The following is a 25,689-nucleotide window of genomic DNA, read 5'->3' on the forward strand; positions in this document are numbered from 1 at the left end:
ACATAATAAGTTGTTGGTGAATATATGTCAACAAAAACTTTTGTAGAAATATGTATAAATTTTCTATATACGTCTATACAAGTATCAAAACCCTCGAAATGGGAGATTGAACATAATGGCCTTATGTTTAAAAATATGGTATACTTTAAATACAAACAACTTATTATATATAATAAAGTTGTTTGTATCACGATTTTTTTCTTTCTCGGGAGGTGGTTCTATGCTTATATAGAAGGAGTTTGAAGTTGTGCTCTTTCAAATGAAAAAAGGTACATAGGAGGTAGAAGAAAAAATGAAAAAATTTAATGTTCTAATCCTCATTACCCTAATCTTGTTGATAATAAGCGGCTGTGGTACATCAAAAACCAATTCTGACACGCCAACTAAAACCACCTTGGACCAGATTAAGGTCGACGGAAAATTGACCTATGCCATGAGTGGTCAGTACCCACCCTTCAACTATTTTAACGAGCAGAACGAGCTTACTGGATTTGATGTCGAAATAGGCCAAGAGATTGCCAAAAGAATTAACGTGAACCCAGCACCGATCGCAACTGAATGGGATGGACTCATTGCAGGCTTGACAACCAGCAAATTCGACATGATCTTAGGGAGTATGGCGATAACGGACGAGAGATTGGAAAAAGTAAATTTCAGTACCCCTTATTACCGTTCAGGAGCCCAAGTTATTGTGCCCTCGGACTCGCAAATCAGAGGAGGGATTGATCTCAAAGGCAAAACAGTCGGGGTTGTTCTGGGGACGACATTTGAAACGAAAGCTCGAGAATTGGGGGCTGCTGTAAAGACTTATAAAGGTGACCCTGATGCCTTTAATGATATGGCCAACAAAAGACTGGATGCCGTTATTACTGATAAGATTGTAGGTTTAAATGCGATTAAAGAGAATAATTACCCCTATAAACTGGTGGGCGATATGTTATATGCAGAGAAGATGGGCATTGCGATTCGCAAAGACAGTCCCAAATTACTGGAGGCTGTGAACAGTGCTTTAGCTGAAATGATGGATGACGGAACCTATCAAAAAATTAGCGAAAAATATTTCAATGCGGATATTCGTTAAAGCCGAAGGTCAATCAGCAAGGGGTGCCGCTCTGATCAGACTGGAGGTATGTTGCTTTGAATCTTGACTTTAGTATCATCCCTAAATATCTGCCTTTTTTGTTGCAGGGGGCAGGTTTGACCATAGAACTTGCTGTACTGGGAATTGCATTTGGCATCCTTCTAGGTCTCGTTGCCGCTCTCATGAAGATATCTCACACACCCCTGCGCTATATTGCTCATTTTTACATTTGGCTGATTCGGGGAACCCCTTTGCTTGTTCAGCTCTTTCTCATTTATTTCGGTTTACCACAGCTTGGTATTACATTAAGTGCTTTTGCATCTTCTGTAATAGGACTGGGAATCAACAGCGGGGCGTACCTTGCCGAAGTCTTTCGGGGGGGAATTGAAGCAATCCCGGAAGGGCAAACTGAAGCTTCTCTATCCCTTGGCATGGGCAAATTCTTAACCATGCGCAGGATTATCTTCCCCCAAGCTTTGCGGATTTCGATACCGTCATTGGGCAATCAGTTTATTATTACTTTAAAAGATTCATCACTATGTTCAGTCATTACGATGTCGGATCTTCTTCAAACGTCCCAGCGTTTTGCCAGTAGGACGTTTGCCTCATTGGAATTCTACACCGCCGCCGCCGTACTCTATTTACTGATGACCACAGTGATATCAGCGCTTTTACGCAGTCTGGAGTGGCGATTATCTAGAGAAAGCCGGACAAGGGGGAATTGATATGAATTTGGCATACATACCGAAAAAGTCAAAGGTCGATAATCTTAGTCTTCCGGAAAAGTCAATGATCAATGTTAAGGGTCTAGTCAAAGATTTCGGCAAGAATCGAGTTATTGATGGTATCGATGCGACAGTATCTGCAGGTGAGGTTGTGGTCCTGATCGGAGCGAGTGGTTCAGGAAAGAGCACTTTTCTGCGTTGCTTAAATGGACTGGAAACACTTACCGCGGGAGAAATCTTGATAGACAGCGTACCTCTGGAAAGCAAATCAAGCAGTCTCAAACTGATTCGCCGTCAGGTGGGAATGGTGTTCCAGCAATTCAATCTCTTCCCTCACCTGACTGTGTTGGAGAATGTCATCGAAGCTCCCGTTCACGTGCTTAATCAAAAGAAGGACATTGCTGTCAAAGCAGCCCGGGAGCTACTCACGAAGGTTGGCCTTTTGGATAAACAAAACTGCTACCCAGGGACGCTGTCTGGGGGACAAGGCCAAAGAGTGGCCATAGCCAGAGCACTGGCTATGCATCCGAAAATTATGCTTTTCGATGAGCCAACCTCAGCTCTTGATCCTGAGCTGGTTGGAGAAGTTCTCACCGTAATGAAGCAGTTGGCAGAGGACGGAATGACAATGGTTGTTGTCACTCATGAAATGGGCTTTGCTAGAGAAGTAGCAGACAGGGTAATCTTCATAGACGAAGGCCGTATTGTTGAAGAGGGCTCACCTATTCAGATTTTTAGTAACCCCCAAGAAAAACGAACCCAGGCCTTCCTCGGCAGGTTAAGTCATTAAATGACTTAACCTGCTTATTTTTCAGAGGACTTCTGGCATCTCGATACTCTCCCTTAGCTGTAGATCTTCTGTCTATTAGCAACTCTTGGCATATTAATAAACTCAACTTATGCTTATTCTTCGCATAATGCGACATTTACTGCATTATTCATTTACTATATATCACAAACAAAAAAAGAAAGTAACAGAATTGCCCCTTTGTTTGATACAAAAAGACGACCCCTAAATAAAAGAGCCGTCTTTTTGTGCTGTTAATACTTACTTTTTGATGGTTGGAATAGGTTCTGTTGAGATGGCATCCAAATTGTCTTCCCAAAGATACTTTCTCGTTTCTGCTACGATAACTCCACTTAAGAGAAGCAGAGAGATAAGGTTCGGAATGGCCATCAGTGCATTCATAGCATCCGCCATATCCCAAACAAGTTGAAGAGTCATTATGGAGCCAAAGAATACGGCAAGCACCCAGACTACACGGTACGGAATAATTGCTATTTTTCCAAATAAGTACTCAATAGCTCTCTCCCCATAATAAGACCAACCTAAAATGGTTGAAAATACGAAGGTTAAAAGTCCAAAAGTTAGAACAATCGGACCAACTACAGGGATTTGAGCAAAGGCCATTTTTGTTAAAGCGGCACCTTTTAACCCTTCCGCTGCCGCTGGGTTGCTCAATATACTGCTCACTACGACGATACCGGTCATTGCGCAAACTACCACAGTATCCCAGAAGGTTCCGCTGGCAGAGACTAGGGCCTGACGAACAGGGTTTCTGGTTTGAGCTGCCGCTGCCACGATTGGCGCAGATCCCAATCCCGACTCGTTGGAGAATAAACCGCGTGCGATACCATAACGAGCTGCCATCATGATAGACGCCCCAATGAAGCCACCGCCAGCCGCCTGAGGGGTAAAGGCAGATTCAAAGATTAAGGATATAGCAGGTAATACGTAAGAAGAATTCAAAACTAAGATAGCGATGCATCCAAGAACGTAGAAAATTGCCATGAACGGTACAAGTTTCTCACACACTCGAGCAATGGATTTCACTCCACCGATAATAACAACACCCGTGAGAGCGGCCATAATGAAACCCGTGATATAATGAGGGATGTTAAAGGTCTCATTTACCATTGAAGAAATCGAATTGGCTTGAACAGTGTTACCAATACCAAAAGCGGCAATCGCAGTAAAGATACAGAATAACACAGCTAACCACTTTTGTCCTAAACCGTTCTCCAGTGCATACATTGGACCTCCGAGCATTGTACCATTGGAGGTCTTAACCCGATATTTTACGGACAATAAAGCCTCAGAGTACTTTGTTGAGATGCCGAATACTCCCGTTAGCCAGCACCAAAGCACTGCACCAGGACCGCCCAGGGCAATAGCCGTAGATACTCCAACGATGTTACCTGTACCAATGGTAGCCGCTAACGCAGTAGTGAGGGCACCAAATTGACTTACATCCCCTTCAGCAGTTGGGTCCTTAGTTACAGAAAGTTTGATGGCTTTGAAAATGTGCCTTTGGATAAATCGGGTACGAAAGGTTAGGAATAAGTGCGTACCAAAAAGCAGAACCAGCATCGGGGGGCCCCAGAGATAATCGTTCAACCAGATAATAGCGTTGTGAAATGATTGCATTTTTTGTTCCTCCTTAATTAATCTTTCTAATGCCCTAGCAACTTAGACAGTTGCAACTTTATATATAAAAAGAGCCAAATCTTAGCGATTTGACTCTGGATATTATTAGCATTATTAGTCTATTTTAGAAGTCACCTGAAAATGCGTCTTTTAAAAATAAACATAAAAAATACTCTGTCCTTTTGCCTGAGAGATTAGCAAAGCGTCATTGCGTTGCCCCTTCGGCGCCCATCATTTGGGTCTCTCCAGAGTCCTGTCAATTTACGGTCCTGCTTGAATTCAAGCTCCTGAAAGTACAACCTCTTCGGCAGGCTACTTGCCACTCTCCCGCAAATATCATCCAGCAATATTCAATTTATCAATTCCGAGACTCCCACTTCTTCAAGTGGGTGTTCCTTATTCTACTTCGGTGACGATAGTCTCCAGTGGAGAGTATCGCCAAGCGCCTTTCCCAATAGGAATACTTGGCGCGAAGTATTTGTATGTGGATCTGCGCCTTCGGCGTAAGTCTCCACTGGAGACTTACGTCACCGAAGTCTCGATGTTCAGCTTTAGCTGAACGAGTTCACTGGAGTTAATTAACATTATAGTTTTATATATAACTTTATACAAGATAAATTTAAAAGACAAAGATTCTAACGACGCAAATTTGAGTGTTCCAGTTCATATCTCACCCCAAGATTAATCAACGTTCGAGACACCTGCTTCTGTAAGTAGGTGTCTCCCTGTTTTGTTAATACAGTAAAGCTTTCTCCACAATTGCCTTCACCTTTTGAGTGAGGTCTTCTACTTTCACCAAATGTGTCTCACCAGATTTACGCTCTCTGAGTTCAACCTGACCATTGGCCAAGGTTTTGCTTCCTAAGGTCACCCTTATCGGATATCCAACCAAATCTGCGTCTTTAAATTTCACACCAGCACGTTCATCTCGGTCATCGAGAACAACTTCCACTCCAAGACCCTTGAGCTCTTGATAAAGTTTAGCAGCTGTCTCAACGACTAAGGTGTCTTTGGTACTCGCTGGTACAATGATACATTGGTAAGGAGCAATCGGCATGGGCCAGATAATTCCAAAGTCATCATGATTTTGTTCGATGGAAGCAGCAATCGTTCTGCTTACCCCAACTCCGTAACAACCCATCACACAACTTTTCTCCACACCGTTTTCATCTAAAAAGTTTGCTCCTAATGCTTTGCTATACTTGGTTCCCAGTTTGAAAACTTGGCCTACTTCGATTCCTCTGGCCTCTTTAAGTGGAGCACCGCATCTAAGACAAGCTTCACCCGGCTCAACCATTCGTAAATCAAGCACCTGATCTATACGGAAATCTTGACTGGGGACAACATCCACATAGTGATTATCCGCCTTATTCGCTCCGCACACAACCTTTTTCATGAGGGGAACCTCTTCGTCCGCAATGACCATAAGCCCATCAGGCACTCCAACAGGGCCTACAGAACCTGGCTCACAACCCAAAATCTTCTCAACTGACTCGGGTGAGGCGAGTTGAAGGGATACAAACCCGCCTAAGGCATTATTTACTTTTATTTCATTTAGTGTACGGTCCCCGCGTATCAACACTAAAAACGTCTTCTCATCCCCTTGATAAAGCAACGACTTAACTAAGGTGCTCTTCGGTACAGCTAAAAACTTACTGATGTCCTCAATGGTCTTGACTCCCGGTGTTGGCACTAACTTCCGCTGTCCTTCAGGAGATGCATCCTCGATAATTTGGGGACGGCACTCGGATTTTTCCGTATTGGCGGCATAATCACACCCTGAACAATACACCACCGAATTTTCCCCTGAATCAGCCAATACCATGAACTCATGTGATCCACCGGTCCCTCCAATAGCACCTGGGTCCGCTTCGACCGGACGATAGGTTAAACCGCAACGGGAATATATTCGGCAATAAGCATCGTACATTTTTTGATAACTCTCATGAAGGCCTGCTTCATCACGATCAAACGAATAGAGGTCTTTCATGATGAATTCACGGCCGCGCATTAATCCGAAGCGAGGGCGTCGCTCATCGCGATATTTGTTTTGAATTTGATAAAGGAGCATTGGCAGTTGCTTATAAGATCGGATTTCACCCCGAACAAGGTCTGTGATAATTTCTTCGTGAGTCGGTCCAAGACAAAACTCACGATTGTGACGATCTTTTAGACGAAACAACTCTGCGCCATATACATCCCAGCGTCCGCTCTCTTTCCATAATTCAGCTGGTTGCATAATTGGCATAAGGACTTCTTGTCCCCCTTTGGCATCCATTTCTTCTCTTATAATAGTTTCAATCTTTCTCAATACTCTTAACCCCAAAGGCAAATAGGTGTAAAATCCAGACGCAGACTTGCGAATTAAACCTGCCCTGACCATCAGTTGATGGCTGATGACTTCAGCTTCAGCTGGAACCTCGCGGAGTGTAGGATTTAATAGTTGGCTGACGAGCATGTTGTCCATTCCTTTCCAAAATCATCTTAGTGTTACTATTTCTCCTGTGATCATACTTACTTAACGCGACCTTATTTTTTATTAATACCTTTTCAATTTGTCAATTGACGCATCTATAAATTATCAAGTAAAAACCAAATACGACTACTGAAGTTTCTGATGACCCCGAACATAATCCTCAATTTCGTGGAGCAGGGCTGCTAGCAATTCGTGTTCCGGCAAACGGGCTATTATCTCTCCTTTGCGAAATAAAAGCCCCACACCTTTACCCCCGGCGATTCCAAAATCAGCTTCACGGGCCTCTCCTGGCCCATTGACTGCGCATCCCATAACTGCAACTTTTAAGGGCCTGTCCAATGGTGGAAGCAGTAATAACTGTTCCTCGACTTTTTCTGCCAAGGCTGCCAGATCAACCTGTGTCCGACCGCAAGTCGGACAACTGATTAATTCCACGCTGCGCTGGCGCAGGTTGAGGACACGCAAAATTTCTAAGGCCACTGGAATTTCTCGCACGGGGTCTCCGGTTAGAGACACTCGAATCGTATCTCCTATCCCTTCGGCAAGCAGTGTCCCAATTCCTATTGCTGATTTCACTACCCCTGAGCGTACAGTTCCTGCTTCGGTGACCCCTAAATGTAAGGGGTAATCAATAACCTCATTTATCTTGCGATAAGCTTCAAGCATTAGGGGGACAGAAGAGGCTTTGAGAGAAACCTTTAGTATATTATAACCTTCATCTTCAAGTAACCGAATATGCCCTAAAGCACTTTCGACCATTCCTGCCGCAGTAGGGCCTCCGTACTTTTCAAGAAGTTCCTTCTCCAGTGATCCAGCGTTAACTCCGATACGGATAGGGATCTGTTGTTCCCTCACTGCATTCACTACCTCTTGTACCTTCCAGCGGGCACCTATGTTGCCAGGATTTAATCTTAATCCATGAATCCCTTGTTCAACTGCCTGAATGGCCAGACGGTAATCGAAGTGTATATCTGCAATTACAGGGAGTGGGCTTGTAGCGGCAATTACTTTTAAGGCCTTCGCCGCATCTGCATCCAAAACAGCAAGACGCACAATTTCACACCCAGCTTCAGCTAAGGTGTGAATCTGTGCCAAGGTGCTGGAAATATCACGGGTATCCGTATTGGTCATTGATTGTACAACAATCGGAGTTCCACCGCCGATTGTTACAGACCCAACCTGTACTGGTTTGGTCATCTTTCTCAGTATCATGACTCAGTTCCCCCTGTAGATTAGCCGGCTTTGACAAATAAGCGCAAGACATCTTTGTAAGTTACGGCAAGCATTAATCCCATTAGTAATACAAAGCCCACCAAGTGTATCATATTTTCCTTTTCTGGATTAAGCGGTTTACCTCTTAATCCTTCAATCAAAAGGAATACAAGCCTGCTTCCATCCAAGGCAGGGATAGGGAATAAGTTAATAAGGCCCAATTGGATGCTTAAGATTCCCGTCAAACCTAATAAGTTAGAAAAACCTTCTTTAGCTCCTTCTCCAATGACTTGAGCAATCATAACCGGGCCGCCTACGTCTGCTGGAATCTTCCCTGTGATCATTTGCGTTAAGGTCATGATAATCAGCTTTGTAAAATCCACTGACCGTTCAATCCCCACGCGGGTTGACTCGAGAATTGAAGCGTGAACATAAGTTACCTCCGGCCCAATCCCAATAATCCAGAACCCTGTTTGTGCATCCTTTTCCGTCTTTACAGATATAGTTTGACGTTGCTTATCTGCGCCTCGTTCTATCGTTAAGCTTAGCACTTGATCCGGCTTAGAATGAATGGCTTCTGTCAAACTAGCCCAATCCTGCGTTAGTTCTTGGTTCACTGCAATAATTCTGTCACCCGGTTGAATCCCTGAAGCAGCAGCGGGTTTATCTTTAACCAACGTGCCAATCATATTACTGCTATCTGGTGCTGGAATCCCCATATAAGCAAAGACACTTACAAACATGATAATCGCCAGAACAAAATTCATTACAGGTCCGGCCGCAATTACAGCCATACGTTGCCAAACGGGCTTATTCATAAAACTTCTTGCATCTTTGTTCGAGGCTATAACCGCTTGACCTTTTTCATCGATTTCTGCATCCATACCATGAAGTTTGACGAACCCCCCCAGAGGAACAACACGCAGAGCGTAAAGCGTTTCTTTCCCTTGATAACCCACAATTTTCGGACCAAAACCAAAGCTGAACTCAATTACTTTGACTCCAATCCATTTCGCGACAATATAGTGTCCAAATTCATGAATCATGACCATGCTTCCAAAAACAAAAACGATGGCGAGTGTCGTTAACACTTTAACCCCCCCCTTTTTCTCCTCGATGTTCGCAGTTCGCGGTTTGAACCTCTTTAATACAGATATAAATATTCAAAAATGGCTGTCCATCTCGTGTTTTCGAAAGTCAAACATTAAACTATGAAATAAGTTCTTCTGCCCGCTGACGAGCCCAAGTGTCTGCATCGAGTATACTTCCCAAATCCATGTTATCTAAAACATGGTGCTCGGAGCATACTTTTTCAACAATTTCTTGAATTCCCAGATATGAGACCTGCTCATGCAGGAATGCTGAAACAGCAATTTCGTTAGCAGCATTCATAACGGCTGGGAGAGTCCCTCCTCGTCGTCCTACATGGTAAGCTAAGGCTAAGGCAGGGAATGCATCTAAATCAGGTTCATGGAACGTTAAAGTTTTTCCTCTAAGGTTAAGCCGTTCAAATGGATTCTTCCAACGCGTTGGATAACTTAAGGCATATTGTATTGGTAAGCGCATATCAGGCCTGCCTAACTGAGCAAGCACTGAGCCGTCATGATATTCCACCATAGAGTGGATTACACTCTGGGGATGAATCAGCACCTCTATCCCATCATACTCCATATTAAACAAATAATGCGCCTCGATCACTTCAAGCCCCTTGTTCATCATTGTTGAAGAATCAATCGTGATCTTAGCCCCCATATCCCAGTTGGGATGGCAGAGCGCTTTCTCCAGAGTGACAGTCGCTAACTTTTCCTTGTTCCAGCCAAAGAAAGGTCCCCCAGATGCGGTTAAAATAATTTTCTCAATGGTTTCTGGACCTTCCTCTAAACACTGAAAAATGGCAGAATGTTCACTATCCACGGGAAGGATTTTGCAATTCACTTTCCGAGCCGAAGACATTACTAAGTCTCCGCCTGCCACCAGGGTTTCTTTATTAGCTAAAGCAATCGTTTTACCAGCTTCAATCGCAGCTAGGGTAGGTTCCAAACCAACCCTGCCAGACAGAGCCGTAACCACTGTATCGACCTGTTGAGGGATGACAGAGTTGATAATCCCCTCCATTCCCTGATCTACTCTAATTGGTAAATCTCTCAACCTTCCACGAAGTTCACGCGCGGCAGTCTCTTCCATCATCACGACCACTTCAGGGCGATATAAACGGGCCTGCTCTTCCATAAGCTGGACACTTTTTTCAGCCACCAAGGCATGAATCTTAAGGCGTCCTTCGGCATGACTGACGACATCTAGAGTTTGGCGTCCAATTGAACCTGTTGATCCCAATATAGTCAGCGTTTTCAACGCGAATCATCTCTTCCTGCTCAATAATAGCTTATTTTTCATAGTAAAGTCATCCTGGCAACTAATCATCTACACTTTTGGAGGTCCAAAAACGCTGACTCTCCGCACAGCTTCATAACATATTACGAATGCAGGTCCTACAATAAGACCGAAGCCACCTATTAATTGTAGTCCAACATACATCGAAATAAGCGTTGGAAGCGGGTGAATTCCAATTGCTTTGGATAAAACTTTTGGCTCAAGAAACTGCCGCACAACCATGATAACAATCCACATCAGCAACAACTTTAGCCCTTCGCCGAAGGATCCCATAATAAAAAGTGCGACAGCCCAAGGCACGAATAACATTCCAGTCCCTACAATCGGGACAATATCCAGCAAACCAGCCATAACTCCAAGCGTAACTGCATAGCGGTTTCCCATCAACAGTAAACCGCCTATTGTTGCCAGCGAAGTTACAGAAACTAAGATCGCTTGTGACCGCAAATACCCTACAACAGCTGCACCCAAATCCTCGCTAATCGCCTGAGCTCTTAAATGCCAACGGCTTGGAAACAAGTTAGAAATAAATCGTTTTACATTTGGATAACTTGAACTTATCAGTAATGTTGCCACAACAGACACGACTAAAATAATGAATACACGCGGCAAAGCGGTCAGAAAAGAAAGTAAGAATGAACTTGCCGATTTAGCCCATGCTTGAAGGGTGCTGGCCAGAGTTTGTGTCGCCGTAAACAAGGTGTCTTGGATTTGGGGGTTTACCTCCACAAACCTTTCCGCAGTCTCTACTTGCTTTGAGACAAGATCCACCAGATACCCATAATTAGGTAAATTAATGGCCAACTCGGATAATTCTGTATAAAGGCGGGCAACAATTACAAAAACAAAAAGGCTTAATCCTGCAATCGCTAATAATAAAGAAAGAACTGCTGCATATGCCCGACGAATTCGTATCCCTCGCATTAACCTAACAAGGAGCGGTTCGAGTAAAAAGGCAATAACGAGAGCAATAATAAACGGCAAAAAAGCGCCAAACAGCTTACTGATAACCTCACCGAAAACTGGCAAAAAGTCTTGGAAAAAGTATGTAAAAACCTTCAGAATTACAAGGAGACTTGTCACAATTGCCAGCCTGTTGATATTTGCCCAAAGAGGGTGTTTCTGGATACTCAATACCTTCACCTCAAGATAATAGAATTATTCCATAGTATACCAATGGCAGGGCAAATATCAGACTGTCAAAGCGGTCTAAAATCCCGCCATGCCCTGGAATGAGGTTTCCAGAATCTTTAACTCCTGCGCCGCGTTTCAACGCTGACTCAAATAGATCCCCCACTTGAGCGCTGATTCCGATAATTACTCCCAAAACGACATATATAATCAAAGAAGCTCCGCCGATGAGGTGCCATGCTCCAATGGCTACAACGACACTGAACAGCAATCCGCCTGCGGAACCTTCCACAGTTTTCTTTGGACTTACGTTAGGTGCCAAAGGACGGCGTCCAAATTGTCTCCCTATAAGATATGCGCCGGTATCCGTTGCCCATACCAAAAAGATTGTAAGAAAAGTCCACTCGATTCCTCTCGGAACCTGACGAAGTAAATAAAGATGGGAAAGTAAGACAACTGCGTAAACGACAGCCAATAAATTAAAGTTTGCTTCCGAAAGCGGCGACTTAGGATATGTCAGAGCAAGACGACCAAGACATATCAAAAACCAGAAGAGAAGGGCCGCCATTATCCATTCTTCCCTGCCAGTGAACAAACTAGTCAACCAAACAGCGGTGGCTGCCGTAGTTTGTATATACCAAGGGTTCACACCCATTTGAACCCCAATTTGCAAAAATTCTCGCAAGGCCAGCAAGGTCAATATAGCGACCAAGAAAGCTGTATAAGGTCCCCCTAGATAGATTAATGTCAGTAAAATCGGGGCACCGATCATTGCACTCATTGTTCTTATAAACATGTGCTATCCTCAATCTGTATGTATTCCACCAAATCGGCGATCTCGTTTCTGGTACGTTATAATCGCAGCAAGTAAAGTCTTTTCCCCAAAATCAGGCCAGAGTTCTTCAATTACTACAATTTCAGTATACGCAAGTTGCCAGAGCAAAAAGTTGCTTAGCCTCATCTCTCCTGAGGTCCGAATCATTAAGTCGGGATCCGGCAACCCTCTTGTAAAGAGCGCATTACTAAAGCGGTCTTCATCAATATCTTCGATTTGCTGTTTCCCATTCAAAACATCTTTACTTATTTTCTTGACAGCGTCAATAATCTCGGATCGCCCACCATAATTTAAAGCAAGGTTAAGAATAAGTCCTGTATTATTTCGAGTACGTTTAATCGAATTGTCCAATTCACGCTGAGCTTCCTTAGGCAGCTCATTAATTCCACCTATCGCACGAATGACTACATTGTTTTCATGAAGTTCTTGAAGTTCTTTTCTCAAGTACTCCGTAAGCAAAGTCATGAGCACACCCACTTCGTCCTTAGGCCTGCTCCAGTTTTCCGTGGAAAACGCATACACCGTTAAGACCTCAATCCCTAAATTAGAACAGGTCTTAACAACTTTTCGCAGAGCCTCAACTCCAGCGCGATGTCCCATTGAACGGGGAAGAGCTCGCTTTTTAGCCCATCGCCCATTCCCATCCATGATAATGGCAATATGGCGAGGAAGTCGTTCCAGCGCAATCTGATCCTTTGAATCCACCTTATTGAGTTTCCAAGCCTTAGGCCACATCATTACACCCCCAACTCGATGTTCGATGGTCTATATTCGTTGTTCGCGGTTCGATTTTTGGTCGTCATACTTTATACTACTGTACTAGTTATCATAATCTTGCTCACTCTAAGGCATACTCGAAATTTGCGTTCGAACTACGATCTTCGATTATCGAACCACGACGAGTCGCGAACCTCGAATTACGACATTGACCCCCTTGAAAGTTAGGGGGTCAATGTCTGTTTCTGCGAAAAATTTTCGTGCGCCAATATAATTTCCACACGGTCAGCAAACTCTCTGACGCGAACAACTCGGCAGTTTCCCCACGATTCTATATTACCATGAGGACGTGTGGTTTGGAAAGCGTAAGGTTTATCCAACCTTTCAATTTCGGGCTTAATCTGATTCCAATCGCGACCGAGCCAAGCCTGAATCATACTTCTATGATTTCGCTTTCCTTGGTTTCCATTACACGTTCAATTTCTTTGATTATCTTATCCGTCATTTTCTGTACTTCTTCTTGGGCTCTTTTGACCTCGTCTTCAGAAGCGTCGTGATCTTTCTCCAGCTTCTTCAACTGATCATTAACGTCTCGACGCACGTTACGTACCGCAACACGTGCTTCTTCAGCCTTCTTTTTAACCGTCTTTACTAATTCCGTTCTGCGTTCTGAAGTAAGCTGCGGAATCATGAGACGTATTACATTCCCATCACTTGACGGATTAAGCCCTAGATCTGATTTCATAATTGCCTTTTCGATAGAAGGAAGAACGGTTCTATCCCATGGCTGAATGAGCAACATTCTAGCCTCAGGAGCAGAAACATTAGCCAATTGATTAATAGGGGTAGGCGATCCATAATATTCAACCATGACCTTGTCTAGAACACTCGGATTGGCACGACCCGCGCGAATCGTAGAGTATTCTCTGCGCAATGCATCAACTCCCTTATGCATACGCTCATCCGCATCTTTAATCACTTCTGAAATCATTGATTATCCCTCCCAACATAAGTTCCAATCGATTCTCCCATAAGTACACGCCGAATATTACCCTGTTTCGTAAGGTCAAAAACTATTACCGGAATATTATTATCCATACAAAGTGAAGTCGCTGTGGAATCCATTACTCCAAGACCTCGACTAAGGACATCCAGATAGCTTAAACGCTCAAATCTCTGAGCTGAGGGATTAACAAACGGATCTGAATCGTAAACCCCATCCACCCGTTTAGCCATTAAGATAACTTCCGCTTCGATTTCCGCTGCTCTTAAAGCCGCGGTGGTATCCGTAGAGAAGTAAGGGTTACCGGTTCCAGCAGCAAAAATTACAATCCGCCCTTTTTCCATGTGGCGAATGGCCCGCCGACGAATATAAGGTTCTGCAACTTGTCGCATTTCGATTGCCGACAAGACCCTGGTGTCTGACCCTGCTTTTTCCAAAGCGTCCTGTAAAGCTAAGGCATTCATCACGGTAGCTAACATGCCCATGTAATCGGCTTGGGAACGATCCATTCCTTGAGCACTACCCGTAATACCACGCCATAAGTTCCCCCCGCCAACAACCAGGCTAACTTCAACCCCCATATCACGAATTTCAGCCACTTGCTCCGCAACGGAAACCAGCATATCATGTTGAAGGCCAAAACCTTGATTACCTGCAAGGGCTTCCCCACTTATCTTAAGGACAACTCGTTTATACCGTGGCTTTTTCATGGATTAACCTCCATCAATCTAATTATATTCGTTTGATAGAAAACCTTTCACATTTCAAAAAGAGAACACCTGGGTGTTCTCTAGATTGATTGTCAGGTCACTTATCGATTTAGTTCTTTCATAACCTCTGCAGCGAAATCATCTTGTCGTTTTTCAATACCAGCACCTAACTCGTAACGAGTGAAACGACGAATGACGATGCGTTCACCAATTTTAGCTACCTTGTCTAGAACAAGCTCACTAATGCTCTTATCAGGATCTTTGACAAAAGCTTGTTCTAATAAACATACTTCTTTATAGAATTTTTCAATTCGGCCTTCTACCATCTTCTCGATAATTTTTTCAGGCTTTCCTTCATTAAGAGCTTGCGCCTTCAAAATATCTCTCTCATGTTGGAGTACGTCGGCAGGAACTTCTTCCTTGTTCAAATATTGTGGATTTGCCGCTGCAATATGCAGACCAAGATCACGAACCAATGTTTTGAACTCATCTCCTCGTGCGACAAAGTCTGTTTCACAGTTGACTTCAAGCAACACACCGATCCGTCCGCCACCATGAATATAGGACTCTATCAGCCCTTCTGCGGCAACACGCGCACCTTTTTTCGCAGCGGCGGCCAGTCCTTTCTCACGGAGATAATCACAAGCCTTCTCCATTTCACAACCGCATTCCGTAAGTGCCTTTTTGCAATCCATCATGCCTGCTCCGGTTCGCTCTCTAAGCTCTTTAACTAGAGCTGCAGTAACCTCTGCCATGTTAAACCCTCCTATTCGATGTCATAAAAGCGATACGTAATGCGCCGAAGTTCGACGCATAGTATCAATATGTGATGATTAAAAGATAACCATAAGTAAATTTGTTATAAGTATTTATTAGTAATAGTAAGATACGAAACGTGCGAGGTTCGAAATTCGAACCTCGCGCTTCGCTTTGTACTTTTTTGCTTACGCTTCGACTGCTTCTCCGGCTTCCTCAGCTTCTTCCTCGTTACCTTGTTGGCCTTCGATAATAGCATCAGCCATTTTTGCAGTTAACAACTTGACAGCACGAATGGCATCGTCATTAGCCGGAATAACAACATCAATCTCATCTGGATCGCAGTTAGTATCTACTATTGCAACAATAGGAATATGCAAACGGCGTGCTTCTGCAACGGCAATGCGTTCTTTGCGCGGATCTACGATAAATAGAGCATCTGGGAGCTTTTTCATATTCTTAATACCGCCCAAGAAGCGCTCCAGTTTTTCCATCTCATGACGCAGTGCAGAAACTTCTTTTTTTGTAAGCACTTCAAAAACGCCTTCTGCTTCCATGCGCTCTAAAACACGTAATCGATCAACACGTTTTTGGATTGTTTGGAAGTTGGTCAGCATTCCTCCGAGCCAACGCTCATTGACAAAGTACATCCCGCATCGTGCAGCTTCATCTTTAACTGATTCTTGCGCTTGCTTCTTGGTACCCACAAACAGCATGGTACCTCCTTCAGTAGCAAGATTCCGAACAAAGTTATAGGCCTCATCTACTTTTTTCACGGTCTTTTGCAAATCAATAATGTAGATTCCATTGCGCTCCGTAAAAATATAGCGCGCCATTTTTGGGTTCCACCGACGTGTTTGATGTCCAAAATGAACACCCGCTTCAAGTAATTGTTTCATAGAAATAACAGCCATTGAGATATACCTACTCTCTTTTCGTTTTTTCCACCGCAGGTTCATCTCAAAGTACCCCTTGCCTCCCGACAAGGAACTGGCACCTTCATCCCACTGCGTGTGTCATTAAATCACACTGTTACTAGATTAGCATATTCTTATTGGCTTTGCAACGAAATTCACCTCAAAAGTACTATGCTTAATTAGCCAACCTCGTGAGATTTGAACGTATGTCGTACTGTTGAATAAAGATCTCCAAATCACTCATAAGCTCTGGAAAAGGGAAATAGAATTCACTTACATAATATAACTCTTGGCTCGTCCGAATCTGGGCGATCTCCTGCCCTTTATCATCGAAATAAAAGGCAACCCGTCGAATATCTTTCGGCTCAAGGATGTGTTCGCCCAGCAACGAACTAAAGACAATTTGTCCGCCATTCATAATAATACGTTTGCTCTTTCCAACGACCCACAAGGTGATTATTCCAAGTCCTGAAATCACATAGATTCCTATGAGTACCCTTAGTTCCAGGCTTGGCAACTTGCTGAAAATATGCACTCCCCCAATAATCAGGGGATATAGAATAAGAAACACGAGGCCTGGAATGATAAGGGGTCTCAGTTGGTAAACATAATCATGTTCTTCCATCGAAATACCTCCTCTTTAAAAGGCCTATTTCATGTGTTTAGTATGCTTTTCCAGTTCATCAAGCAAATAATCGTTCAGGACTCGGATATAAGTACCTTTCATCCCTAATGACTTTGACTCGATCACTCCAGCAGACTCAAATTTCCTCAAGGCATTGACGATCACGGAACGAGTAATTCCCACTCGATCGGCAATTTTGCTGGCAACCAAAAGTCCTTCCCCGCCGCCCAACTCGGCAAAGATATGCTCAACTGCTTCGAGTTCAGAATACGATAGAGTTCCAACCGCAATTTGAACTGCCGCCTTTTTACGAGCTTCTTCTTCTGCACGTTCTGCCTTAACACGCAAAATTTCCATACCTACAACGGTTGCACCATATTCGGCAAGCACAAGATCGTCCTCATTAAATTCCACATCATACTTAGCGAGCACAAGCGTCCCAACTCGTTCTCCTCCACCTAAAATAGGTACAGTGGTTGTCAATTTATTGGTGAATCCACAGGGTTCGGTACTATTAAAAATACAACCATTGGCAACTTGTGTCGTATTCGTAGTTGTTCCGGTAACTTTCATCAGACCCTCGTTATAACTTTCTGGAAACCGCTCGGTGTGAACAACAATGTCTTCCATAATTCCGCAAGCAAAACCCTCCATAAAACTGTACCCAAGGATCTTTCCACGTCGTCCCACAATGTAACAGTTAGCAATTACTGCCTGGCGGAGAACTTTCGCCATCTCCTCAAAATCTACAGGATTACCAGCAGCCCGTTGAATCAACTTATTTATGGTTCTCGTTTTTTCTAATAATGTTGTTTCCATAAGTTTATATCCTCCTTTAATTTACCTCTTAGTTTTATTTACATGTTTCTACAAAATATAGCGTGCTAAGTCTTGATTTCTAACCACATTGCCTAAGCGGTGTTCAACATACTCCTTGTTAATGGTCACCGTATAGTCTTCCGGCAGTTCTGAAGCTTCAAACGATAATTCTTCAAGCACTTTTTCAACAATTGTATGAAGTCGGCGAGCTCCAATGTTTTCCGTTGTAGAATTAACTTTATAAGCCACTTCTGCCAATTCATCAATAGCATTCTCTGTAAAATCTACGTTTATCCCTTCAGTTCCTAATAAAGCGCTGTATTGTTTAATAAGCGAGGATTGAGGTTCTGTAAGAATGCGTTTGAAATCAGCGACGCTTAACGACTCGAGTTCTACACGAATCGGGAACCTTCCTTGAAGTTCTGGGATAAGATCCGATGGCTTACTAACATGGAAGGCTCCCGCAGCAATAAATAAGATGTGGTCAGTTTTAACCGGACCATACTTCGTTACAACGGTTGATCCTTCAACAATCGGCAGAATGTCACGTTGGACTCCCCCTCTGGAAACATCCGCACCGCTTGTACCTTCACGTCCAGCAATTTTATCGATCTCATCTAAGAATACAATTCCTTCTTGTTCAGTTCTCCGAATTGCTTCCTGCACAGCTTCGTCATGATCTATCAAGTTTTGAGCTTCTTCCTGGATCAAGATCTTTCGAGCTTCGCGTACTGTGACTTTTCTCTTCTTATGACGTTTTGGGAGCATACCAGACATCATATCCTGAATATTCAAACCCATCTCCATCATGTTATTGTTGCCCAGCATATCGGAAAGAGGCATACTTTCTTCAACTGAAATATCAATAACCTTCTCTTCAAGCTCTCCACGTTGCAAGTGTTCTCTTACAACTTTACGCTCTTTTTCGATTTCAGGATTTACATCAGGTTCTTTTTCTTGATTTGATGACTGTCCGAATAACATTTGAAAGGGGTTGTTTGATGAACTCTCTGTGCGTTTTTCTGGAACGAGCAATTCAAGTAAACGTTTTTCGGCATTGACCGCAGCCTGAGCCTGAACTTGGTCCATACGCTCTGCCTTCACCATGCGCAAGGATATTTCAATTAAATCGCGAATAATAGATTCCACATCCCGGCCTACATAACCAACTTCAGTAAACTTTGTTGCTTCGATCTTAATAAAGGGGGCTCGTACGAGCTTTGCCAGCCGCCGTGCTATCTCTGTTTTACCTACGCCTGTTGGACCTATCATCAAAATGTTTTTAGGTATAACCTCTTCTTGCAACTGTTCCGGTAAACAAGAACGTCGATAACGATTGCGTAAGGCAACCGCAACAGCCCGCTTTGCTGTATTTTGTCCGATAATGTACTGGTCCAATTCTAGGACAATTTGACGCGGAGTCAAGTGATCCATAATCACACCCCCTATAACTCTTCGACGATAATTTGCTCATTTGTATAGACACATATTGAGGCAGCTACCAGCATTGCTTCCCGTACAATCTCTGATGTTGATAGATCCGAGTGCTTTGTTAAGGCACGCGCCGCTGCTAAAGCATAGTTTCCACCGGATCCAATGGCCGCGATTCCATCATCTGGTTCAATCACTTCACCCGAACCAGACACAATCAAAAGGTTTTGCGTGTCGGCAACTATAAGCAAGGCTTCGAGATTCCTCAGCATTTTGTCTGTTCGCCATTCCTTCGCCAACTCTACAGCTGAACGTTGAAGATTTCCATGATATTCTTCAAGTTTTTGTTCAAACTTATCAAAAAGAGTAAACGCATCCGCAACGGATCCGGCAAACCCTGCAATGACTTTTCCATGAAATAAGCGACGAACTTTGCGGGCAGTATGTTTCATAATGGTCGCCTGCCCCATAGTTACTTGACCGTCACCCGCTATAGCTATGTGTTCCCCTTTCTTCACAGCGACAATAGTTGTTGCATGAAACATAATAAACCCCCTTTATATAAAGTTTACTAGGGCTATTTCAGCATGTCAAGTTGAATTGTAGTTAATTTACATTTTTTTGAGAAAACTTATGTTTTTTTATCTTTATTCGGTACTTTTGCACGGGGATGAGCTTGACTAAAAACTTCTTTGAGTCGTTCACGGGTTAAATGAGTGTAAATTTGAGTAGATGAGAGTTTCTTGTGTCCGAGTAACTCTTGAACACTTCTTAGATCGGCCCCGCCATCTAAGAGATGGGTAGCAAAGGAATGACGCAGCATATGAGGGTGTACGTGTTGTTCCAAACTGATCTTAGCGACCAGTTTATCCAAGATCCTGCGAACAGACCTCTCAGTTAAGCGCGCTCCTTGGTAATTGAGCAAAAGCGCTTGATTTTGATCTGCGCGCATTCCCAAATAGGCTTTGATGGCCGCAATAGAGTAGTTAGTTACCGGAACCACTCTCTCCTTGCTTCCTTTCCCGAGAACCCGGATCAACCCGCTGTCCAGGTCAAGATTATTTCGATCCAAACCAACCAGTTCACTTACTCTCAGTCCCGAACCGTAGAGAAGCTCAAGAATTACTTTGTCCCGACAACCCAATAAATCTGTCCCATCCGGAGCACCGAGGAGCCCCTCTACCTGATCCAGATATAGAAAATGCGGGAGTTTGCGTCCTAATTTCGGACTCGCCACCCGCTGTACCGGATTATTTTGTAGTATTTCCTTATAGCATAAGAACTTAAAAAATGAGCGCAACGCAGCGAGCTTGCGAGCCATGCTTTTTCTAGCCAATCCATGTTCCGACAAAGCACCAAGAAAACTGCGAACAATATAGATATCGACTAGGTCCACAGTAAGGGTTTCGGGCTCTTGACCCAGTTCAAGTGCTGCAAATTTAAAGAACTGGTTCAGATCCGTTTGATAAGCAACAACGGTATACTCCGATCGATTTTGCGAATATTGATGGCCTACAAATAAACTTAAAGCTTCATCGACGAGCATACTTGCCTCCCCATATCCTCTCGAGCACAAAATTCATCCAAAGCCTCCAAAGCCCGTTCGGAAATCTTGGTATTCTTTTCACGCTTGTCCCTTATCCGTTCACCTAAAGGAGGTAATAGACCAAAGTTAATATTCATTGGCTGAAAACTTTGACTTGGGGAGCCCTCTAGATGACGTGCTAAGCCCCCTAAAGTCGTTTCAGGCGGAAATACCAGGGTATTCATCTGACTAAGCCTTCGCCAAGCATTAAGGCCTGCCAGAAACCCGCTGGCAGCAGATTCTACATATCCTTCGACCCCAGTCATTTGACCGGCAAAGAAAAGATCCGGTTTAAGACGCAGACTAAAGTCTGCCTTAAGAACTTTTGGAGCATTGAGGAACGTATTGCGATGCATCACACCATAACGCACAAACTCGGCCTTCTCTAAACCGGGAATTAAAGAAAATACGCGCTTCTGTTCTCCCCATTTTAGATGAGTTTGAAACCCAACCAAATTAAACAGGGTTCCCGCTTGGTTTTCTTTGCGCAACTGGACGACGGCATAAGACCTTTTTCCAGTTCTCGGATCCACCAACCCCACAGGTTTTAAGGGGCCAAACGTCAGCGTCTGGGGACCGCGCTTAGCCATTACTTCTACCGGTAGACAACCTTCGAAGACCTTACCTTGTTCAAATCCTTGAACCTCAGCCATCTCTGCCTCTATTAACGCTTTATAAAAGGAATCATACTCTTCTCTGGTCATGGGACAATTTAGGTAGTCCGCTTCTCCTTTATCATAACGCGAAGCCCAAAAAGCCTTGTCCAAATCAATGGATTCGAGGGTAACGATTGGAGCAGCAGCATCGTAAAAGGCTAAGGCTTGCTCGCCTGTCAGCCTTAGGATATCTTCTGCTAAGTCATCTGAGGTCAATGGGCCGCTAGCTACTACTGTAATTCCAGTTTGCGGAATCGTACGCACTTCCTCACGATGAATACTTACATTGGGATGTTGTTCCAATCGTTTAGTAATTTCATTCGAAAACAGTTCCCGATCGACAGCCAAAGCGCCGCCAGCGGGAACCGCGTTATGATCCGCCGAACTCATGGTCAAGGACCCTAAACGGCGCATTTCTTCTTTTAATAACCCTACCGCATTCTCGATTGCAGCCCCTCGAAGCGAATTACTGCAGACAAGTTCCGCAAATTGATCCGTTTGATGAGCGGGAGTCATTTTGGTCGGACGCATTTCAAATAGATCAACCCTAACCCCTCGTTCGGCAAGTTGCCAGGCAGCCTCCGAACCTGCAAGACCTGCTCCGATGATAGTTATAGACTTATGCATGTAGTTATTCGCTCCTATACGTTTTTAAACATTCATATACTAGCTTTCTTCAAGCACTATTGTATGGCGACATTCCGGATTGGTGCATACGTGCTTCTTTTGGCGTTTTGATGATTTGATCACCATCAATTGCTGACACTCCGGACAAGGGTCGGGAGCCGGCATTTCCCAAGAAACAAAATCGCACTCTGGATAGCCAAGGCAACCGTAGAACTTACGCCCTTTCTTTGAGCGGCGAACTACCAGGGGTTTAGCACAGGTTGGGCAATTAGCGCCCACTTCTTCAAAAAGAGGTTTAGTATTCCGGCACTCTGGAAAACCAGGACATGCTAAGAATTTGCCGTAACGCCCCATCTTGATCACCATATTTCGACCACAATTCTCACAAATCTCATCTGAGACCTGATCCTCAATCTTCACCTTGCCGATCTTCTCTTCAGCCTCAGCCAAGGTCACGGAAAACGGGATGTAATAGTCTTTAACCACAGCTTTCCAAGGAGCTTTTCCTTCTTCGATAAGGTCGAGCTTTTCTTCTAAGTTGGCCGTAAACTCCAAATTTAAGATATCCGGGAAATGTTCCTTTAATAAGGTTATCACGATGTCCCCAAGTTCCGTGGGAAGGAGCTGTTTTTCCTCTTTAACAACATAGCCTCGTGTCTGAATAGTTTCAATGGTCGGCGCATAAGTACTCGGTCTTCCTATACCTTCCTCCTCCATCTTACGCACGAGAGAGGCTTCGGTGTAACGCGGCGGCGGTTCTGTAAAATGCTGCTTTTCCTGAAGTTTAATCAGTTTTAGTTTTTCTCCCGGAGAAACAGAAAGTGTCAAAGAGTTTTGCTCTTCATCCATTGTCTCGTCTTCATCTTTGCCTTCTTCATAGATCGCTAGAAATCCGGGAAAACGAACGGTTGATGCATTAGCACGAAATAAGTATTCATCCACAAGGGATTCGACAGTCAATGTATCCACAATGGCCACACTCATCTGACTTGCCATAAAACGTTCCCAGATCAAGCGGTACAGACGCAATTGATCTCTTGATAAAATCCCCTTCAACAAATCTGGAGTACGCAAAGGCAAAGTGGGACGGACTGCTTCATGTGCTTCTTGAGCCCGCCCCTTATTGGCGAACTGACGCGGTTCCGGAGGATAATACTCGTTTCCATAGTTAGTCAGAATCCATTCTTTTGCCTCTTCTTGAGCTACTTCAGCAATTTTGACAGAGTCTGTACGCATGTATGTAATCAAACCAACGGTACCTTCTTTGCCCAAGTCAAGACCTTCATACAATTGCTGTGCCAACATCATCGTACGCTTTGGTGAAAAGCCCAATTTACGGTGAGCTTCCTGTTGCAAGCTGCTCGTAATAAAAGGTGGCGCAGGAAGCCTTTTCTTTTCTTTCGTACGGACATCGGAAACTTGAAACTCTTTCTTCGCTAAATCAGCTAAAATTGCCTCCATTTCAGCTTTGCTGGAAATGGAGATTTTTTTTCCCGACTTCTTCAATAGCTTAGCTAAAAATTTCCCACCGGAAGATTGAAGATTTGCCATTAAACTCCAGTACTCTTCCGATACAAATGCCCGTATTTCCTCTTCCCGCTCATCAACTAAACGGACCGCCACCGATTGGACCCGACCGGCGCTTAACCCTTTCTTGATTTTCCGCCAAAGCAGAGGGCTTAATTGATAGCCTACTAAGCGATCCAATACCCGGCGGGCTTGCTGGGCATCCACCCGATCTTGGTCGATCTGACGAGAATGTTTAATTGCAGACTGTATAGCTTGTTTAGTAATCTCATGAAACTCAATCCGGTTTTTGTCACTTTGGTTAAGTCCCAACAAATGAGAAAGATGCCAAGCAATCGCTTCCCCCTCGCGATCAGGGTCAGAAGCTAAGAAGACTTTATCTGCCCCTTTAGCCGCAGCACGCAGATCTTTAATCAAATCGCCTCGTCCGCGTATGGCAATATATTTTGGTTCAAAGTCATTTTCTAAATCCACACCCAATTGACTTTTCGGTAAATCACGCAAATGCCCCATTGAGGCTTTGACCGTATAACGGCTTCCTAAAAATTTGCTGATTGACTTTGCCTTAGCGGGGGACTCAACAATTACAAGCGTTTTTGACATTATTTCACCTCAAATAAACTTTAGAAAACTCTTAATTATCATTTCCTCAAGATTCGAAACACGCTGCGGAAGTTCGAACTTGAATTGTTTTCTTAAATAATAACTCTAGAATTAGGACCATTTAAATTATTCTTATACTTCACTTATATCCAGATCGGATTATTCTCAGTACTTTCGGTTAACATTTGGTAAAACTAAGCCCTATCTTAACGCCTTTTTAGTAGTATGTCTAGCGTTCTCTGGCTAATACATAGTGTTGACCCGGCAATTGTGTGACTTTTCCAGCTAATTGAAGCTCTAATAAGGCCAGTGAAATGGCCGAAACCGACAGCGCAGAGTTCATTGTAATTTGGTCAATATGAAGGGGCACATCACATAACTGCCTCAAGATTGTCTCATGTTCCGAAACGCTTTCCACGGCGTCAGAACTTTCAACTCCCTGAGGCAAAGCTCCTTTGAACAACGTAATTTGACCCGCATAGTTTGACCATGCAGGCAGCTCATTACAAATATCTTCGATACCTTCAACAATCTTTGCTCCTTGCCGAATTAGGTGATGAGTCCCCCGACTCACCTCGCTAAAAATCGGTCCTGGAACTGCAAATACTTCTCTTCCTTGTTCCAACGCGAAATCAACCGTAATCAGGGCCCCGCTTCTTTCCGCTGCTTCCACGACCACAACCCCTTGAGAACATCCGCTGATTAAGCGATTACGAGCCGGAAAATGAGCTGCAATCGGTGGAGAGCCAGGTGCAAATTCACTTATTAATGCACCCTTTATTAATATTTCTTCCGCTAGTCTCTTATTTTCTTGCGGATATATTCGGTCAAGACCGCATCCAAGAAAGGCCCAAGTTATCCCTTCTGCTTCTAGGGTCCCTTGATGCGCAGCAGTATCAATTCCCCGAGCCAGTCCGCTGGCAATGACAATACCTTTAGAAGCAGCATCCCGGGCAAACATCTTAGCAACTGCTTTACCATACGCAGTTGCTTTTCGAGATCCTACAATCGCGAGTCCTTCCATATTTCCTCTTAGTTGCCCACGGTAATAAAGAAGTGGCGGAGCATCAGACAACTCCGCTAGTAAGCATGGATATTCAGGCTCATTTGGGGTAATAATCAAAATCCCCTGTTTTAGCAGTGTTTCTCCAATCCTCTGAGGATCGATTGACTGCCTTGCCTTCAATACTTCTTTAATCCATTTTTCCTGATTAGGCAATTGAAGATATTTACTCGTGGAAGCCTCCCAAGCCTTAACCGCACTGCCAAAGCAGGCTATAAGCTGCCTCAATCGCTGGCTTCCAACGCCGGTAATTGAACGAAATGCTGCTCTAACTGTTTTTTCCTGCTCTATCCCCATGGTACGTGTATCCTCCCTTAGCCTCCTTTTCGGGACAAAGGGATACTTCTCCTGCGGAGAATATTGTCGCATCT

Annotated in this window: 23 protein-coding genes and 1 riboswitch; of the genes, 3 read left to right on the plus strand and 20 right to left on the minus strand. The window is 43.9% G+C overall.

Going from position 1 to position 25,689, the window contains the following annotated elements:
• Positions 1-292: 292 nt before the first annotated feature.
• From M8E35_RS10350 to M8E35_RS10360, 3 genes are all read left to right on the plus strand, one after another.
• The gene (locus M8E35_RS10350; RefSeq protein WP_252468792.1) at positions 293-1,081 is read left to right on the plus strand and encodes an ABC transporter substrate-binding protein; all 789 of its coding nucleotides are present in this window, start codon (positions 293-295) and stop codon (positions 1,079-1,081) included.
• Positions 1,082-1,137: 56 nt separating this feature from the next.
• A complete protein-coding gene (locus tag M8E35_RS10355; protein WP_252468793.1) occupies positions 1,138-1,806 on the plus strand; it encodes an amino acid ABC transporter permease in 669 nt (222 codons plus the stop codon).
• 64 nt (positions 1,807-1,870) lie between these two features.
• Positions 1,871-2,596 (plus strand): amino acid ABC transporter ATP-binding protein, encoded by a 726-nt coding sequence (locus M8E35_RS10360; RefSeq protein WP_252468836.1) that lies wholly within the window; start codon positions 1,871-1,873, stop codon positions 2,594-2,596.
• A 258-nt stretch (positions 2,597-2,854) separates the two neighbouring features.
• Here M8E35_RS10360 and M8E35_RS10365 read toward each other — a convergent pair whose 3' ends face one another.
• The 20 genes from M8E35_RS10365 to dprA all read right to left on the minus strand — a co-directional run bounded on the left by M8E35_RS10365 (position 2,855) and on the right by dprA (position 25,615).
• Positions 2,855-4,234 (minus strand): alanine/glycine:cation symporter family protein, encoded by a 1,380-nt coding sequence (locus M8E35_RS10365; RefSeq protein ID WP_252468794.1) that lies wholly within the window; start codon positions 4,232-4,234, stop codon positions 2,855-2,857.
• Positions 4,235-4,398: 164 nt separating this feature from the next.
• A riboswitch (glycine riboswitch) is annotated at positions 4,399-4,493 on the minus strand.
• A 474-nt stretch (positions 4,494-4,967) separates the two neighbouring features.
• Positions 4,968-6,692: a proline--tRNA ligase gene (locus M8E35_RS10370; RefSeq protein ID WP_252468795.1), complete on the minus strand. Its 1,725-nt coding sequence runs from the start codon at positions 6,690-6,692 to the stop codon at positions 4,968-4,970.
• A gap of 144 nt (positions 6,693-6,836) precedes the next feature.
• Entirely contained in the window at positions 6,837-7,919 is a 1,083-nt protein-coding gene (gene ispG, locus M8E35_RS10375; RefSeq protein ID WP_302049603.1) for a flavodoxin-dependent (E)-4-hydroxy-3-methylbut-2-enyl-diphosphate synthase, read from the minus strand.
• Between the two features lie 23 nt (positions 7,920-7,942).
• Positions 7,943-9,013: an RIP metalloprotease RseP gene (gene rseP / locus M8E35_RS10380; protein ID WP_252468800.1), complete on the minus strand. Its 1,071-nt coding sequence runs from the start codon at positions 9,011-9,013 to the stop codon at positions 7,943-7,945.
• A gap of 118 nt (positions 9,014-9,131) precedes the next feature.
• Positions 9,132-10,274: a 1-deoxy-D-xylulose-5-phosphate reductoisomerase gene (locus M8E35_RS10385; protein WP_252468802.1), complete on the minus strand. Its 1,143-nt coding sequence runs from the start codon at positions 10,272-10,274 to the stop codon at positions 9,132-9,134.
• 69 nt (positions 10,275-10,343) lie between these two features.
• Positions 10,344-11,447, minus strand: a complete 1,104-nt coding sequence (gene ytvI, locus M8E35_RS10390) for a sporulation integral membrane protein YtvI (RefSeq protein WP_252468803.1) — start codon at positions 11,445-11,447, stop codon at positions 10,344-10,346.
• A 10-nt stretch (positions 11,448-11,457) separates the two neighbouring features.
• Positions 11,458-12,240: a phosphatidate cytidylyltransferase gene (locus M8E35_RS10395; RefSeq protein WP_252468804.1), complete on the minus strand. Its 783-nt coding sequence runs from the start codon at positions 12,238-12,240 to the stop codon at positions 11,458-11,460.
• 9 nt (positions 12,241-12,249) lie between these two features.
• Entirely contained in the window at positions 12,250-13,014 is a 765-nt protein-coding gene (gene uppS, locus M8E35_RS10400; protein ID WP_252468837.1) for an undecaprenyl pyrophosphate synthase, read from the minus strand.
• 415 nt (positions 13,015-13,429) lie between these two features.
• Entirely contained in the window at positions 13,430-13,987 is a 558-nt protein-coding gene (frr, locus tag M8E35_RS10405; protein WP_073032882.1) for a ribosome recycling factor, read from the minus strand.
• Positions 13,984-14,709: a UMP kinase gene (gene pyrH / locus M8E35_RS10410; protein ID WP_252468805.1), complete on the minus strand. Its 726-nt coding sequence runs from the start codon at positions 14,707-14,709 to the stop codon at positions 13,984-13,986. Before pyrH ends, frr begins: the two co-directional genes overlap by 4 nt.
• A gap of 101 nt (positions 14,710-14,810) precedes the next feature.
• Positions 14,811-15,464, minus strand: coding sequence for a translation elongation factor Ts (gene tsf / locus M8E35_RS10415; protein ID WP_252468806.1), 654 nt, complete (start codon positions 15,462-15,464; stop codon positions 14,811-14,813).
• Between the two features lie 189 nt (positions 15,465-15,653).
• Entirely contained in the window at positions 15,654-16,379 is a 726-nt protein-coding gene (gene rpsB, locus M8E35_RS10420; RefSeq protein ID WP_073032885.1) for a 30S ribosomal protein S2, read from the minus strand.
• A gap of 178 nt (positions 16,380-16,557) precedes the next feature.
• Positions 16,558-17,007 carry a hypothetical protein gene (locus M8E35_RS10425; protein ID WP_252468807.1) on the minus strand — a complete coding sequence of 150 codons (450 nt, stop codon included), beginning with the start codon at positions 17,005-17,007 and terminating at the stop codon, positions 16,558-16,560.
• A gap of 24 nt (positions 17,008-17,031) precedes the next feature.
• Positions 17,032-17,826: a GTP-sensing pleiotropic transcriptional regulator CodY gene (codY, locus tag M8E35_RS10430; RefSeq protein WP_252468808.1), complete on the minus strand. Its 795-nt coding sequence runs from the start codon at positions 17,824-17,826 to the stop codon at positions 17,032-17,034.
• A gap of 48 nt (positions 17,827-17,874) precedes the next feature.
• Positions 17,875-19,260, minus strand: coding sequence for an ATP-dependent protease ATPase subunit HslU (gene hslU, locus M8E35_RS10435; RefSeq protein ID WP_252468809.1), 1,386 nt, complete (start codon positions 19,258-19,260; stop codon positions 17,875-17,877).
• Between the two features lie 11 nt (positions 19,261-19,271).
• Positions 19,272-19,802, minus strand: coding sequence for an ATP-dependent protease subunit HslV (gene hslV / locus M8E35_RS10440; RefSeq protein WP_073032891.1), 531 nt, complete (start codon positions 19,800-19,802; stop codon positions 19,272-19,274).
• Positions 19,803-19,888: 86 nt separating this feature from the next.
• Positions 19,889-20,803 carry a site-specific tyrosine recombinase/integron integrase gene (gene xerA, locus M8E35_RS10445; protein WP_252468810.1) on the minus strand — a complete coding sequence of 305 codons (915 nt, stop codon included), beginning with the start codon at positions 20,801-20,803 and terminating at the stop codon, positions 19,889-19,891.
• On the minus strand, positions 20,782-22,125 hold the full coding sequence (trmFO, locus tag M8E35_RS10450) for a methylenetetrahydrofolate--tRNA-(uracil(54)-C(5))-methyltransferase (FADH(2)-oxidizing) TrmFO (protein WP_252468811.1): 1,344 nt from the start codon (positions 22,123-22,125) through the stop codon (positions 20,782-20,784). The genes xerA and trmFO overlap by 22 nt, the downstream gene beginning before the upstream one ends.
• Positions 22,126-22,164: 39 nt before the next feature.
• Complete coding sequence (gene topA / locus M8E35_RS10455) at positions 22,165-24,255, minus strand: type I DNA topoisomerase (protein WP_252468813.1); 2,091 nt, start codon at positions 24,253-24,255, stop codon at positions 22,165-22,167.
• Positions 24,256-24,484: 229 nt separating this feature from the next.
• Complete coding sequence (dprA, locus tag M8E35_RS10460) at positions 24,485-25,615, minus strand: DNA-processing protein DprA (protein WP_252468815.1); 1,131 nt, start codon at positions 25,613-25,615, stop codon at positions 24,485-24,487.
• Positions 25,616-25,689: the final 74 nt, after the last annotated feature.

Source organism: Desulfosporosinus nitroreducens, from assembly GCF_023897015.1.
In the GTDB taxonomy this organism is placed as follows: Bacteria; Bacillota; Desulfitobacteriia; order Desulfitobacteriales; family Desulfitobacteriaceae; genus Desulfosporosinus; species Desulfosporosinus nitroreducens.